Source organism: Pseudoalteromonas sp. 5Ae-yellow (genome assembly GCF_014077565.1).
Lineage (GTDB): Bacteria > Pseudomonadota > Gammaproteobacteria > Enterobacterales > Alteromonadaceae > Pseudoalteromonas.
Map to the genome: position 1 here is coordinate 17,089 of NZ_JACGWD010000025.1, position 14,408 is coordinate 31,496.

Here is a 14,408-nt window from a genome sequence, read left to right on the forward strand (position 1 = left end):
AAACAGGCATATTCCACGGCCTTTAATTTAAGCTTTATTTTAAGATTGTTAGGAGCAAACCTTGGCTAACATCAAGTCTGCAAAAAAACGCGCTATCACAAGCGAAAAAAACCGTCAGCACAACGCAAGCCGTCGTTCAATGATGCGCACTTACTTCAAAAAAGTAATTGTTGCTATTGAAGCGGGCGATAAAGAAGCTGCACAGCAAGCTTTTTCTGTTGCTACACCTATCCTAGACCGTTACGCAACTAAGGGTCTAATTCACAAAAACAAAGCAGCTCGTCATAAGAGCCGTATAGCAGCTAAGATTAAAGCTCTATAATTTGTTTTTGATAGAATATAAAAAACCGGCTTTTGCCGGTTTTTTTTTGTTTAAATTTTAAATGTACTTACTTTATTAGACATTTTCTAAATCTGGATAAAACTTCTTAAGCATTGCCGCTATTTTTTTAGGTGTAAATGGCTTTACTACAAACCCTTTAGCGCCTTTATCAATTGCATCCTTAACATTCTCAATACCTGAATGTGCAGATACCATAACCACATTTGTCTCTGGGCTTAATTCATTGATTTGTGCAATCAAATCTTTACCATCACCGTCTGGCAATTCAATGTCTAAAAAAATGATATTATAATTTGCAGCTTGGCACTCACTAATACATTGTGAGGCAGTAGATGCTTCTTTTACGTTATCTATCCCTAAGTGCATGAGCGTTTGACTCAAAAAACTACGCACTGTGCTAACGTCATCTACAATTAAAATTGATAGCTGCGTATTCATCTTTATTCCTCGTAGGCTATAAGCTAACTTTAAGTTATCATAATAATTAGCTTAGTATATAAATTTACTCATTTAATTATAGAGACCTACGGAAAAAAGGCCAGATTTGCTTTATGTCTAAAACCCCAAATAAACAATCGTTGCTAGGTAAAGCACCGGCTAGAAAAAACACAGCGCAAAAAAGAAAACCACAGCGTTCTACTCAGCGCCCTTCACCGGCAGAGTTAAATTCCAGTGCAAAGAATGATACAAGCCAAAAAACAACGCAAAAAAAAGGACTGTTTATATCACTCGCTGTCGTTGCTGTAATAATTTTAGCTTTTCCAAAACCTACCTTACTCACCTATAAAAAATTAGGGATGGTAAGTGAGAGTGTTTACTGGCCCGGATTCTTTGGCAAGGGGGCTACTTTAATTGATTCAAACCTACACCCCACCTATGATTCTAGCCGTGAGTCCCTTTATTTATGCAGTGACTTACAAAAACCGCAGAGCTGCCAAAAGTATCAAGTAATTGCTGATAATGGTTTATTTTCAGCAATCGGCAGCTACTTTTAGCATTAAAAAAACTAATCTGAAAATTTAAAATTACTTGGTTGAAAGGTGCGCAAAAGATCAACATAATGGCGCTCCTTTTTTCAACAACTGAACTATTGAAACGACCATGCTAAACGAGCTAGATTGGCTTTTAAATACTACACTACTTGCACTAGGTTTAGGTGCATTCTTTATTAACCAGATAACACTGCTGCGCGTTGCCGCCATTAGTGCGTGTGGTTTATTATTCTTATCATTTAGCTTAGATCTTATGTCGTCGAGTGTTATTTCAAATATGAGTTTAGTGTTGATCAATACTTTTTACTTGTTTAAAGTTTATACATTTGGGCAGTTTAATGTAACCCAAAGTTAACAACTTTTCCCTAGAATATTTAATAGCCCAGCATTGCTGGGCTTTTTTATTAATAATTCAAAAATATTAAAAAGCACTTTGAACCAAGGTGAAAATTAGAACTTCAAGCGACACGCCAACACTACTGTGAAAGTAGTGCTAGTGGGCTGCAAAAAAATGATGCGAAGAAGCACGAAAACTGAGGAATACATAGTAAGTAAAGTTAGTCCGCTACTGTTAACTCGCTTTTGGTTTGTATTTTAGATGGATTATCTTCAGCGTTAGCCTGATTAAACCAAGCTGAAACACCTAGTATAATAATTGAAACAATAACTAGGCTTAATTTAACGCCACTTTGACTCGATTTCATAACACCCTCTTTATATTTTTATTAGTGAGAATACCTTTTACACTAATGAAAATTACAAATGTTAACAAGCTGTTTTTTAAACTAATTAGCTATCAGCTAATAACCTTTAGTTCTATCTACTGAATTATTGAGTGCTAAGCCCTTATTCAAACGTTCAATATTATCGGCTATTTGGTCTATAACACTATTTAAATCAGAAATCGCCGCGCAATGTGGTGTAAGCGTTATTTTGGGGCTCCCCCAGTAGGGGTGATTCGACGCTAAAGGTTCTTGATCAAATACGTCGAGTGTAGCTGCGCGTAAGCTATCGTTATTTAATGCACTTAGTAAGTCTAGTTCAACAACATGAGCACCACGTGCCACATTAATAACAACAGCATGTGAAGGTAGCTTAGCGAGCATTGAGTGATTAATAATGCCTGTCGTTGCTTGCGTAAGGGGTAATAGACATACAAGGTAGTCAACCTCAGGAAGCATACAATTAAGGCCTTCCTCGCCATAAAAAATTTCGACATTAGTTGCGCTTTTATTACTTTGCGTCCAAGCACTTACCTTAAAGCCATTATTTATAAGCTTTTGCGCGCATGCTTTACCTAATTCACCAAACCCAAGTATGCCGACATGTTTATTACTATGTGCCCGCTTTGGCTTCCATGTTTGCTGTGTTTGTTTAATGTAATACTCTTTTAAACGTAACTTTTGAGCTAACACATGTGTCAGTACATATTCCGCCATATCTTCAGCTAGTTGATTGTCAACAATGCGGACTACTTCAACACTTTCGTCGAGTAATGTTAAATCGATACTGTCTACGCCAGCACCAAATGACGACACAGCCTTTAAGTTAGGTAGCTGTGGCCACATAGATTCTGGCGCTTTCCACGCAAGTACAAAATCCACATCATGTGCGTTTTTGCAATCAGGCCATTGCTCTATCAGCGTATTTGGTAATCGCTCTTGTAACTTCGTCATTAGTTTTGTGTTGTCACGCCCAGTAATAGCAACTAATACAGACATAAATTCTCCTAACAATACACTGTTTATAAGTTTGCACTTTAAAAAGTCACACTACTGCAAAGTAACTGTCACACCCTTTTTTTAATCTTACATGTATGGCGAATTGGCCAAACGGAATATGAGGTTAATATGATAAGTGTTGATAAAGTAATTGCTGCAAACTTACCACAACTAGAGAACTCTCCTAAAGTAAAAGGTTTAGTAAAAAAAGGTCTAGGCTACTTATTGCATGAACAGGAGTTTGTTGCTTTTGGTGATGCCTACCCTCACCTACAAGGATTAGAATTTGTTGAACAAGTGCTTGATGAACTCAATTTTGATACCCGCTATAAACCTAAGCAGATAGAGCACATTCCTAACGAGGGTAAACTTGTTATCGTTGCGAATCACCCTATTGGTTCATTAGATGCTCTAGCACTCATTAAAGTACTTTCAACTGTAAGACAAGATTTAAAAGTAGTGGCAAACCGCATGTTGATGTCGGTTACCCCAATGCACTCACTTTTACTCCCCGTAGATAACTTATCAGGCATGAGCAATAAACAAGAGCTTAGTAATATACAAAACCATTTAAAAGACGAAGGTGCATTACTTATATTTCCGGCAGGAGAAGTATCGCGATTAGGGCCAACAGGCATTAAAGACTGCAAATGGAATAGTGGTTTTTTACGTATGGCAAAAAAAGCTAACTGCCCTATCTTACCTATTTATATTAAAGCCAAAAACAGTCCACTTTTTTATGGCACATCAATGATTTATAAACCTTTGGCAAGTTTACTATTAGTGGCCGAAATGTTTAAGCAGCGCCAAAAATCTTTAGAGTTTGAGATTGGCGCCTCTATCCCTCCTGAATCTTACTTAATAGAAAATCTTAAAGATAAAGAAGTTGTAAACCTCATCCGTAAACAGCTTTATAGGCTTACAACAAAAAAAGCTCTGCCGCTAAAAACACAAACACCTATCGCTGTTCCCGAGTGCCGCAAGGAGCTAAAAAAAGCAATTGAGCAATGCCAGCTACTTGGTAAAACACAAGACGGTATGCATATTCATCTATACCAGTATGTAGGTAGCTCACCTATTTTTAGAGAGTTAGGGCGCCTGAGAGAAATCGCGTTTAGAGCGGTAGGTGAAGGTAGCGGTAAACGTCGTGATATAGATAAATACGATATGGATTACCAGCACCTTGTACTGTGGGACCCCATGCAACTAGAACTGGTAGGTGCTTATCGATTAGCCTGCGCACAAGAGATAATACAAAAGCACGGCCGCAAAGGTTTATATACTGATAGCTTATTTTCTTACACCGACGATATGGCCCCTTACCTACAACAAGGAATTGAGCTTGGTCGCAGCTTTGTGCAGCCTAAATATTGGGGACGTAAAAGCCTCGATTATTTATGGTATGGCATTGGCGCTTTTATCAAAAACTATCCACAGTACAGATACTTGTTTGGTGCTGTAAGTGTATCAAACGCTCTACCCGAGCAAGCAAAGGCCATGCTCGTTTATTATTATCAGCATTATTATAAAAGTGGCATTGAATTAGCTACGCCTAATAATGAGTTTAAGTTAACTGAGCAACAGCTAACCCAGTGCCATACTCTTTTTAACGGAGATGACGTTAAAGAGGATTTTGTAGAGTTAAAACATGTGTTAGCAAATATGAGTGCTCAAGTGCCTACTTTATTTAAGCAATACACTGAACTTTGTAAACCAGGTGGAGTGCAATTTTTAAGCTTTAGTATTGATCCCGATTTCAATAATTGTATTGATGGATTGGTATTGGTCGATCTTGAAAATGTAAAAGAAAATAAAGCCAAACGTTATTTAGAATAACCAACAAGAAGTGAGTCCTTATATCTATAAAGTACTCTATTTATATTTAATTATTAATAAATACTTGCTCAAGTAAAGTTGTATAAATAGCTTCAATTTTAAGTAAATCACTAATAGATACATGTTCGTTAACTTGATGAATCGTATTGTTTCGTACACCACATTCAATGACTTGAGTATGGGGGCTGGCAAAAAATCGTCCATCTGATGTCCCCCCATTTGTACTTAGTAATGGGTGACTTGATGTGTTTTTATAAATAGCCTGCTCAATATGAGTAAGTAAACTCCATCCCGTATTATGGCTTGTGTAATAAGGCTCGCATGGGCGTTCCCACTCAATCGTAAAATGCTCAGCAAACTTGTTTAGGGTCTTCATTAATTGCGTTTTAACTGCTGCGCTACTGTAACCATGGCTATAACGTACATTAAATGTGATTTCACAATGACTTGGCACTAAATTATCGACCACATTATTTATGTTAATTCCAGTCACTTGCAGTGTGGTTTTTGAGCTAGCCACATCGAGTAACCAGGTCTGTTCACTCAAGCTATTTACTATTTTTGCAGCAATATGAGCAGCATTGAGTGTGTTTTGAGGATAAGCTACATGACCTGCCTTACCAGTAACTAAAATCCGAGCTGAAAGCGCACCACGACGGCCATTCTTAACGGTGTCACCAACTTGTGCCACACTTGTTGGCTCCCCCACAATACAGCCATCTAATATAACACCTTGCTTGGCAAGCTTATTAACTATTTCTTGAGTGCCAAATTCAGCCTCTCCCTCTTCATCTGACGTGATAAGCCAGTAAAGAGTCCCTGCTTTAGCTGATTTACTATCAATTAATTTTTTTGTGGCACTCAACATAGCAGCAACACCACCTTTCATATCGGTTGCTCCTCTACCGTATATTGCACCATTTAGCACTCGCCCTTCAAAAGGAGGACTTAGCCAACCGCTACTTGTTGCTGGTACTACATCAATGTGCCCTGAAAAAGCAACACATGGGCCTTCTTTGAATTTTATGCAGGCAATTAAATTAGTTACACCATTTATAGTAAATTGCTCGCAACTTAAACCTAAATCCACCAATTTATCTGCAAGCCAATCAATTGCACCCGCTTGATTAGGGGTTACTGATTCAAAGCGAATTAGTGTTTGTAAGTGCTTTACAACTTCTTTTTGAATATCCGTTGTTTTTGATTTTTTTTCAAATGCTTCTAAAAACATGGTAAGCACACTTTATTATTTAATGTACCTTTATTAAAACGTGAGTTTATGACTAAGCGATGTCAGCCTTAATACATTCATATGACTGTTAATGAAATATATATGTCAATCGTTACAAAGACAGAACGACACTAAAATTAATCTAAATCAATAAAACAATTCACAAGGTTAAAATATTTTTTAAACTTTGATCTAGAACAGGTTTTCATTTTTATTGCTCGGTAATAATAGCGCCAATTAAACAGTAGTTCTTGGAGAACAACATGAAAACCCAAATTAGCATCGCATTATTAACCTCTTTATTAGCAATCTCTCCAGCTGCACACGCTAACTTTAGCGTAAATGTTGGCGCTATTAACGTAAATCCAGATAACAGTAGCTCAGCAATTAATGAGGCGCCGACACTGGGTCTTAAAGGTGATTCAGATACCCAACTAGGTATCACAGTAGATTATGCTTTTAACGATCAATGGGTGTTGGAACTGATAGCAGCAACACCGTTTTCACACGATGTGAATGGTGCCGGAGGCTTAGCTGGCAACAAAATTGCTGATATAAAACAACTTCCGCCGTCTTTAGTTGCGCAATATCACTTTTTAGATACCAGCTATGCGCTAAGACCTTTTATAGGCGTAGGCATAAACTACACTGCATTTTTTGATGAGCAACCTTCTCAAGCACTTAAAACGACGCTAGAAACAGACGATGTAGAAGTAAAGCTAGATGATTCGTTTGGCTTTATGGCTCAGGTAGGTGCTAACTATAAAATTGATAAAAACTGGGGTTTACACGCTATGGTATCAATTATGGATATTGATACCGATGCCACTGTTTATGCAAATGGTGCAAAAGCACTTACATCAACTGTTGAGCTTGACCCCGTTGTTGCTATGTTCGGTGTTAGATACAGCTTTTAAAGCATATATAAAATAGTACGTAGTTACCCAATTACAATGTGTGTTAAAAGGCCGAAAGGCCTTTTTTTCATTTGGAGAGTATTAATTACCTTGGTAAGTTACTTAACTTTTTCTGCTCTAGCATTTCTTTCCAGTGCATTACTTCACTTGGCAATATAGGTGTTTGCCCATCAAAACCAGCAACCTCAAGCATTTCTTCAATACTTATAATACCCTTTTTACTTTTAAATACACCGCGTACATAAGCAATAGCATGTAGGCCTCGTTCTGAGTGAAACTTTTGCTCAATATAAAAGTATTTATGATCCCAGCCCACTAACTTGGTGCTTATTGTATATCGCTGCATAGGTTTAATATCGCGGATATAAGTTATGGCCGTTGCGTTAACAATGGGAAACCAACGACGCTTCATTATTTGCTTTAATAAGCCAACTCGTTCTGTCATCCAAGTACGAGATAAGTCCATCATCGCAAGGTAACGTGAGTTCGTTAAATGTAAATTAATGTCGCAATCAGTAGGTAAAGCTTTGTAATCAATATCTACCGTATCAAGTAAATTTTGATATTGCTTGTTACGTTTAATTTTAAAAAACAATAATAAAAGTCGAATATATAAGTTCACAAAAAAGGTCTTACCAGTTAAATTTATTCGAGTGTAGCATAGCCTCTTGCGAAGACGAATATTCTACTTTAATCTTAAATCATTATTATAATAAAAAGATAACTCATGAAATCAAAACGTAAAATTATCACTGCGCTAGCTTTATTAATACCTAGTTATAGTGCGTTTGCCGACTTTTCATTACCAGGTAAAGGCTCTGTTACTTACCCTACCGGTGTAGTTAAAGAGTTTAAATTTGGTTTTGAATGGCAACAAAAAGCTGAAAAATTCATTATTGGCTCTAAAAGTTATAATATGGAGCAGATCCCTAGTTCTTATTCAGTTGCTATAACGCTTTCAAAAGATGACAGCCAAGTATGGGTGCAAGAATTTAATAATGGGTTTATTAAAGAATTTGAATGGCAAATTGGCGAACACAAGGTCACTTTAAAGAAGCAGCAATTTAGCGACCCCGTAAAAGGCGATTATGTTATTGAACTTAATGGCCGTAGCTATTTTTTCACTCGTAATAACGCCAGTATTGTAATGAACTTTAATGAAGAAGGTATTGAGACGATTGCAATTGATGGGGTTACAAAAAATATGGGGACTAAAAATTAGTCCCCATATTTTAATGTCTTTATGTTAATTACACTTTTACTGTTTTTCGGTTAATACCGTAATCACGTAATTTGTTAGCTACGGCGGTGTGACTTAGGCCCAATCGCTTAGCTAACTGGCGTGAGCTTGGATAAGCTGGATAGAGTTTACGAAGTAAGGTCGCTTCAAAACGTTTAACCGCTTGATCTAACGAACCTTCAAAATCAGACTCTAAATACCCTAAATCGTGAGTAAAAGTGGGTAACTGTAAATGCTCTACGCGAAGCTCGCTATCATCTAGTAACGACACTGCACGGTAAATTGCATTTTCAAGCTGGCGCACATTTCCTGGCCACGGATACTCTTGTAAAAAGCTCAAACACTCTTGTGATAAAACAGGAATTGCATGACCATTTTGTTGCGCGTATTTTTGAATAAAATGCTCTGCAAGTGGTCCTACATCCGCTTTTCTATCTCTTAGTGGTGCTATTTCTAAAGTAAGCACGTTTATACGGTAATATAAGTCTTCTCTAAAAACCCCTTCTTGTACCATTGCAGGTAAGTCTTTTTGAGTAGCAGCAACAATACGTACATTTACTTTAACTTCGTTCTCATCGCCTACTTTTCTAAACGTACCATCTTGTAAAAAACGCAGTAACTTAGTTTGTAGTTGAGTCGACATTTCGCCAACTTCATCTAAAAATACAGTTCCACCATCGGCTTGCTCTAATACACCGCGCTTTGGCGCTGCATTTTCTTCGTACCCGGCATAACCAAATAATTCAGACTCAGCAACATCATCAGGAAGAGAAGCACACGACAGAGCAATAAAAGGTTTAACAGAACGATTAGATGCGTAATGGCACGCTCTAGCTAATAACTCTTTACCTGTTCCTGTTTCACCAGTAATCAAAATAGGGGCTTCTAGTTGCGCCATTTTTCGGGCTTCGCGCACAACTCGGCGCATTGCCGTACTAAAGTTATGAATAGTGGCAAAGCTTTCTTGCCCGTAACGTCTAAATGCACTGACTTGCTGCCCTAAGCGACTTTGCGATTTAATATTAATAACCGCACCAGCAAGCACATCACCTTCAATACCTTGAGGAACTGCAATTGGCAAAATGTCTGCAATAAAATCCTCACCAGCAACTTCAACGCGAGTAGTTTGTCCGAGTACTTCTTTACCTTCTAACCAGCGTGTAAAGTTAAAGCCTTTAAGCAGGTTATTAATATTTGCACCAATCACGTCTTTTTCAATTAGCTGTAAGTCTTTACATGCTGCATCATTACATAAACGTACCCAACCTTTGGCATCAATAGAGATAACACCATCAGGCAATGCACGTAGTAAAGTATTTAATTCGTTGTGTTCACGCTCAGATGGTAAAAATGCAGTGGTACGCACATCATGTACACCGTCGATTAAACGTATCGATGGCATAATTTTTTGAAATTGTTCAAATTCTATTTCGGGAAAACTAACGTACATACGACAATTTACAGAATCAACTTCAATTCCTTTTAGATCAACGCTGTAGTTAACTAATATATTAAGGATTTCTTGAGCAATACCAATTCGATCAGCACAGTGAATATCTAGACGCATACATCCTCAAAGAAGGAAAAACTATATTAGCTGAATAATACGCTAAGTCGCTTTGAGAAGGTAGCTTATTGTAAACATTTTTGGACGAAACAGACTGCGAAAGCGATAAGTTGAAATGTAATTAAATGAAGAAAAGTAGCACTGATATTTAACTATACCAGTGCTATTTGTTAAATCTTATTATGTGACTACTTACCTTGTGGGTAAGCAGACCAATCACCACCATCTAATTGTATAAATGGTCTTTGGTTAACATACATCATTATTGTGCCTTCGTTTTCAGCAACCTTAGGTGCTGTAGGTAGGTTTTCAAGCAAATTAGCAACACTATTATTCCCACCAAATACATCAGTTTGCAGCGCCTTACTTACCAGCTCTGAAAGCGCAAAGTAACTTGTTGAATCATCAACTACAATTTGCGAGTAGTTTTGTACGTCTGGGCCTATAAATTTAATTGCTACAGGTACCGACACAATTGCTGGGCTTGGGATTTCACGTAAACCTGCAAACTGTACTTTGTCACCTTTTAAATTAGCGCCGTGTTCAGGCACTATCATTAACATAACGTTGCGACCGCGTTTTTCTAATTTTTTTACAAATTGGTTAATATCAGCAAACAAGTTTTTATGTCTGATTGGGTATGTCTCTTTACTATTAACCCTTGGTTGATTCTCTAGCTGATTACCATCATGTAAACTTGTGGTGTTGTAGTACATCGCACACGGCTTACAATCATCAGCTTGCTCTAACCAACCATCCAGCACAGCTTCATCTGAGTAAATAGGACTATTATCAAAACCTCGTAGCGCCACTGGCATTGAATCGATATTAAATGGCGTGCTATCTAGACCACCGTACTTATTTATTAAGCCTTTAAACTCATCAAAATGTCCGTCGTGATTCATCACAACATTGTTTTGATAACCTAGTTTCTCTAGGTTTTTAAACAAGTGACATTGTTCAGGTGCCTCTTTAAATAATGCTGTTTGACTCGTTTGCCCACAACTAGCGCGCAGCAGTCTTACCGCAGCGGGTCCACTGTATGACGTAGCCGAGTTAAAGTCTGAAAACACCACATCAAAGTCTTTATACATATCAGTAACACTTACACCAATAGCATTTAAATCAGCAACAGCCATTGAGCATATGTTCAAAATAATTACATCAAACAGCTCACCATTCACTTGGTTTGGAAAGTGGCTCATTAGTAAGCTTTGTTGTTGGTAAAAATCAGCGAGCTTTTGATCAGGAGATTGCGCTGCCTGAGTGATCACTTGCGTTTGAGGATTACTCTGATTTTGAGTAACCGGTTCAGGGTTTGCCACATTATTAACGAATTGTGATTGAGAGTTATTTCCTTGCCACCCTACAACTAACAGCCCAACAATAGTCACGGTGGTAAAGCGTATCCATTGCGATGTATACCAAAAACACACACTAATTACGAACAGAGCCAACAACATATCAACGCTAATAACTCGGGTTAATAGCTCGATAAAGTAACCAAAACTAAAATCTTGAACGTTACCGGCTTGTTTAGTCAACCTGTTTATTGGTGGCAACCATGAATCTTGATACAGTAACACCACAGCAAACACAGCACCTACTATATGTTTTGCCTTCTCTATTAATGGCTGTTTAAATTTAATCGCAAGCAATGCAGCAAAAGCGGCATTAGTTAGTACGTTAAAATCAATTGCACCGTAATAAAACAGAGCAAACTTAACTAAAAAATAAAGGTTCCAAACCCCTAAACCTGATAATTTCACTGCTTATCCTTTTTTACTGTATTTGGTGTATAAGGCTCTAGTACTTCATGTTTAAAAGTAAGCTTATAATAATATTTTGTTATTTGAGATAAAATGTATTTGCCTAGCATACAAAGCACCGCGCCAAGCACCATTGCAAGAAACACGGTAATTAAAAGCTGATTCATACTCATAAGTTATCTCTTAGTTTCATTATAAAAGGCTTAGCATCTGGGCGGCTTTTACTAGAAAATTCTGGGGTGTTAATATTTTCAGTAACGCTGTTTGCTATATCAGGTGCAAATTTATAGCTATCATTCTCAGCAAGTTTTTGCGAGAAATCTACAACACTCTTACCTTTATAAAATCGCCTTAACTGTTTACATTCTTGTTGAATGTAAAAGTGGTCAGAAATTATATTTTGCTGTACAAAAAAATCGCTCGTTTTTAATTTAAACAAATGCTTAATTGCATTATCAACGTCATTTTCTCTACAAGCATGCAAATATAAATAAACTGTATTATCTGCAATGCTAAATACATCACCTTCGCGCTTAATATGAAATAAATGCAAAGGATGAATAGGGTCAATTCTTGGTAGTAGCTCAAGTTTCACTAGCACACCACTAACACCTAAATTAACGGCTGAGTCACTTATGACGCGCGTTGGGGCGATGATTTTGTTTATCGATTAAAAACCGGTGTTTCGTACTCGCAAACAAAAACTCAATCTATTGATTTTTTCCCTAATGATGGCGATTTGCAAATAGCTGCATATGATAGAGAGTCAATAACAGGTGTTGATCCTGTATTTGAAGGTGAAACAAGTTCTGGTGTTTCGTATAATCTTGAAGGTAGTTTTGAGTATAGAATAACGCCGAATTGGTTCTTTGGTGGTTATTTAGCCATCGATCGTTCTGACTTTTACGAACCAAACTTTGGTCAGCTTTATATACGTTACTACTTTAATCCTATGTACGGAACACTTGAGTTTCCAGGCACGCCGATTATTCCTTACGCTGACTTTTAACGCGGTGGACGGTGATACATCGCGAATGCTTCCCCTAGCACAGAGGTATATGTATACTTGAGCGCAATTGTAACTAGGATAAGGGTGTGTCTCTTACTTTGTGGTGTTATAGCCATACAGCAAATCATTATCTTAGCTACAAATACTATACTGATGGTCGAGCATTTTAGTGTGTAAAAAACTCTAAAATAGCTAAAGCAAAAAATTATAAGGCCATCATAACAATACTTAAAGTTAGGAAGTAAATATGAGTTCAGCTCCAGATAGTGGCTGGTTTGGCCACCCTAAAGGACTTTCGACATTGTTCTTCACTGAAATGTGGGAACGAATGAGTTATTACGGTATGCGAGCTATGCTCGTATTATTCATGACAGCAAGCTTACAAGAAGAGGGCCTTGCCTTTACTGTTGCATCAGCTGCTGCAATCTATGGCTTGTACACAGGCGCAGTATACTTTTTAGGCTTACCTGGTGGTTGGCTAGCTGATAGATTGTTTGGCGGTCAAAAAGCAGTATGGTATGGCGGCATAATTATTATGATTGGCCATATTATTTTGGCTATTCCACATGATTATTCTTTCTTCATTGGCTTAATATTTGTAGCAACAGGTACTGGTTTGCTAAAACCAAATATCAGTGCAATGGTCGGCCAACTATACAGTGATACAGATGAGCGTCGTGATGGCGGTTACGCTCTTTATTACATGGGTATTAACATGGGTTCTTTAATAGGTTACTACGTATGTGGTTACTTTATGGAGAACGTAGGCTGGCACTGGGCATTTGGTGCAGCAGCTGTCGGTATGGCCATTGGTTTAGTTCAGTACAAACTCACACTTAATAACTTACCAGAGCACAGCGCTTTACCTGCTAATCCACTTGGTCCTAAAGGTACTTCACGTGCATGGATTGGTATTGCTGCATTTGTAATTGCTGCTGCTGCAGTTACTACGGCTGCAATGACCGGCGCAATTGTAATCAATCCAACAGTGGTTGCAGGTTACACAGCGATTGTATTTACTATTATCTTTTTTGTTTATTTTGGTGTTATTTACTTTACAGGTAAATTAACCGATGCCGAAAAACAAAGAATGTGGGCACTATTTTTAGTCTGTATTGCTTCTGCATGTTTTTGGTCTGGCTTTGAACAAGCCGGTTCTTCATTAAACCTATTTGCCCGTGATTACACCGACCGATTTATTGGTACGTTTGAAATCCCTACAACGTGGTTTCAATCATTAAACTCACTGTTTATTATTGCTTTATCGCCATTTTTTGCAGCACTTTGGATTAACTTATCTAAAAGCTTAGTGTCACCTAGCTACAGCGTTAAATGTGCAATTGGCTTAATTATCATGGCATCTGGCTTTTTAGTTATGTTTATGGCGGCTCATTACGCAGCTGAAGGTTTAAAAGTAGCGCCTTACTGGCTTGTTACTACGTACTTTTTACATACAGTGGGTGAGCTTTGTTTAAGCCCTGTAGCGTTAAGTGCTGTAAGTAAGTTATCGCCTAAACGTTACACTGGTCAAATGATGGGTGTATTTGTATTAACTTACTCAATCGGTAATATTATTGCAGGTTTACTTGCTGGTAATTTCGATCCGAACAATGTTGATGAAATTCCTAACTTATACTTACAAATTGCATTATTTAGCATTGGTGTTGGTGCTGTCTTAGTACTAATGACTTTTAAAGCTAAAGTATGGGAAAAACAAGGGTTAGAAGAGAAAGCCTCTTAATTGTTATCTATTTTAAATATAACAACATAACCGATACATTCC

Annotated in this window: 14 protein-coding genes and 2 pseudogenes; 8 read left to right on the forward strand and 8 right to left on the reverse strand. The window is 37.6% G+C overall.

Annotated features, from left to right (window positions below):
* Positions 1–61: 61 nt before the first annotated feature.
* A complete protein-coding gene (rpsT, locus tag H4J63_RS08825; RefSeq protein WP_002958225.1) occupies positions 62–322 on the forward strand; it encodes a 30S ribosomal protein S20 in 261 nt (86 codons plus the stop codon).
* A 75-nt stretch (positions 323–397) separates the two neighbouring features.
* On the opposite strand, the gene H4J63_RS08830 is transcribed toward rpsT, so the two are convergent.
* Entirely contained in the window at positions 398–781 is a 384-nt protein-coding gene (locus H4J63_RS08830) for a response regulator (protein ID WP_002958224.1), read from the reverse strand.
* Between the two features lie 113 nt (positions 782–894).
* Between H4J63_RS08830 and H4J63_RS08835 the strand changes: the two genes are divergently transcribed.
* Both H4J63_RS08835 and H4J63_RS08840 read left to right on the forward strand, forming a co-directional pair.
* Complete coding sequence (locus H4J63_RS08835; protein WP_182196041.1) at positions 895–1,338, forward strand: hypothetical protein; 444 nt, start codon at positions 895–897, stop codon at positions 1,336–1,338.
* 106 nt (positions 1,339–1,444) lie between these two features.
* Positions 1,445–1,690, forward strand: coding sequence for a hypothetical protein (locus tag H4J63_RS08840; protein WP_002958222.1), 246 nt, complete (start codon positions 1,445–1,447; stop codon positions 1,688–1,690).
* A 202-nt stretch (positions 1,691–1,892) separates the two neighbouring features.
* Here the strand turns inward: H4J63_RS08840 and H4J63_RS08845 are convergent, their stop codons facing one another.
* Both H4J63_RS08845 and H4J63_RS08850 read right to left on the reverse strand, forming a co-directional pair.
* Positions 1,893–2,039 (reverse strand): hypothetical protein, encoded by a 147-nt coding sequence (locus tag H4J63_RS08845; RefSeq protein ID WP_171972335.1) that lies wholly within the window; start codon positions 2,037–2,039, stop codon positions 1,893–1,895.
* 96 nt (positions 2,040–2,135) lie between these two features.
* Positions 2,136–3,056, reverse strand: coding sequence for a glyoxylate/hydroxypyruvate reductase A (locus H4J63_RS08850; RefSeq protein WP_182196044.1), 921 nt, complete (start codon positions 3,054–3,056; stop codon positions 2,136–2,138).
* Between the two features lie 129 nt (positions 3,057–3,185).
* Here H4J63_RS08850 and H4J63_RS08855 point away from each other — a divergent pair, with 129 nt between their 5' ends.
* Complete coding sequence (locus tag H4J63_RS08855) at positions 3,186–4,892, forward strand: lysophospholipid acyltransferase family protein (RefSeq protein WP_182196047.1); 1,707 nt, start codon at positions 3,186–3,188, stop codon at positions 4,890–4,892.
* Between the two features lie 46 nt (positions 4,893–4,938).
* On the opposite strand, the gene dapE is transcribed toward H4J63_RS08855, so the two are convergent.
* Positions 4,939–6,123, reverse strand: coding sequence for a succinyl-diaminopimelate desuccinylase (dapE, locus tag H4J63_RS08860; protein WP_182196049.1), 1,185 nt, complete (start codon positions 6,121–6,123; stop codon positions 4,939–4,941).
* A gap of 263 nt (positions 6,124–6,386) precedes the next feature.
* On the opposite strand from dapE, the gene H4J63_RS08865 reads away from it, so the two are divergent.
* A complete protein-coding gene (locus H4J63_RS08865) occupies positions 6,387–7,040 on the forward strand; it encodes an OmpW family protein (RefSeq protein ID WP_182196052.1) in 654 nt (217 codons plus the stop codon).
* A gap of 85 nt (positions 7,041–7,125) precedes the next feature.
* Here H4J63_RS08865 and H4J63_RS08870 read toward each other — a convergent pair whose 3' ends face one another.
* On the reverse strand, positions 7,126–7,662 hold the full coding sequence (locus H4J63_RS08870) for a thioesterase family protein (RefSeq protein ID WP_024603739.1): 537 nt from the start codon (positions 7,660–7,662) through the stop codon (positions 7,126–7,128).
* 105 nt (positions 7,663–7,767) lie between these two features.
* Between H4J63_RS08870 and H4J63_RS08875 the strand changes: the two genes are divergently transcribed.
* On the forward strand, positions 7,768–8,262 hold the full coding sequence (locus tag H4J63_RS08875) for a hypothetical protein (protein ID WP_024603740.1): 495 nt from the start codon (positions 7,768–7,770) through the stop codon (positions 8,260–8,262).
* Positions 8,263–8,290: 28 nt separating this feature from the next.
* On the opposite strand, the gene tyrR is transcribed toward H4J63_RS08875, so the two are convergent.
* The 3 genes and pseudogenes from tyrR to H4J63_RS08890 all read right to left on the reverse strand — a co-directional run.
* On the reverse strand, positions 8,291–9,847 hold the full coding sequence (gene tyrR, locus H4J63_RS08880) for a transcriptional regulator TyrR (protein ID WP_182196055.1): 1,557 nt from the start codon (positions 9,845–9,847) through the stop codon (positions 8,291–8,293).
* 188 nt (positions 9,848–10,035) lie between these two features.
* On the reverse strand, positions 10,036–11,616 hold the full coding sequence (gene bcsG / locus H4J63_RS08885) for a cellulose biosynthesis protein BcsG (RefSeq protein ID WP_182196058.1): 1,581 nt from the start codon (positions 11,614–11,616) through the stop codon (positions 10,036–10,038).
* Between the two features lie 169 nt (positions 11,617–11,785).
* Positions 11,786–12,256 (reverse strand): annotated as a pseudogene (locus H4J63_RS08890) (BcsE family c-di-GMP-binding protein); the annotation flags it as partial.
* Here H4J63_RS08890 and H4J63_RS08895 point away from each other — a divergent pair.
* Positions 12,245–12,625 (forward strand): annotated as a pseudogene (locus tag H4J63_RS08895) (cellulose synthase subunit BcsC-related outer membrane protein); the annotation flags it as partial. The pseudogenes H4J63_RS08890 and H4J63_RS08895 sit on opposite strands and share 12 nt — an antisense overlap.
* 247 nt (positions 12,626–12,872) lie before the next feature.
* On the forward strand, positions 12,873–14,366 hold the full coding sequence (locus tag H4J63_RS08900; RefSeq protein WP_182196061.1) for a peptide MFS transporter: 1,494 nt from the start codon (positions 12,873–12,875) through the stop codon (positions 14,364–14,366).
* Positions 14,367–14,408: the final 42 nt, after the last annotated feature.

Excerpts from the sequence above, each read along its gene's own strand:
- H4J63_RS08855 (WP_182196047.1), top strand. The coding sequence starts at position 3,186 with ATGATAAGTGTTGATAAAGTAATTGCTGCAAACTTACCACAACTAGAG.
- H4J63_RS08875 (WP_024603740.1), top strand. The coding sequence starts at position 7,768 with ATGAAATCAAAACGTAAAATTATCACTGCGCTAGCTTTATTAATACCT.
- H4J63_RS08840 (WP_002958222.1), top strand. The coding sequence starts at position 1,445 with ATGCTAAACGAGCTAGATTGGCTTTTAAATACTACACTACTTGCACTA.
- H4J63_RS08835 (WP_182196041.1), top strand. The coding sequence starts at position 895 with ATGTCTAAAACCCCAAATAAACAATCGTTGCTAGGTAAAGCACCGGCT.
- H4J63_RS08900 (WP_182196061.1), top strand. The coding sequence starts at position 12,873 with ATGAGTTCAGCTCCAGATAGTGGCTGGTTTGGCCACCCTAAAGGACTT.
- H4J63_RS08845 (WP_171972335.1), bottom strand. The coding sequence starts at position 2,039 with ATGAAATCGAGTCAAAGTGGCGTTAAATTAAGCCTAGTTATTGTTTCA.
- H4J63_RS08865 (WP_182196052.1), top strand. The coding sequence starts at position 6,387 with ATGAAAACCCAAATTAGCATCGCATTATTAACCTCTTTATTAGCAATC.
- dapE (WP_182196049.1), bottom strand. The coding sequence starts at position 6,123 with ATGTTTTTAGAAGCATTTGAAAAAAAATCAAAAACAACGGATATTCAA.
- tyrR (WP_182196055.1), bottom strand. The coding sequence starts at position 9,847 with ATGCGTCTAGATATTCACTGTGCTGATCGAATTGGTATTGCTCAAGAA.
- H4J63_RS08850 (WP_182196044.1), bottom strand. The coding sequence starts at position 3,056 with ATGTCTGTATTAGTTGCTATTACTGGGCGTGACAACACAAAACTAATG.
- H4J63_RS08830 (WP_002958224.1), bottom strand. The coding sequence starts at position 781 with ATGAATACGCAGCTATCAATTTTAATTGTAGATGACGTTAGCACAGTG.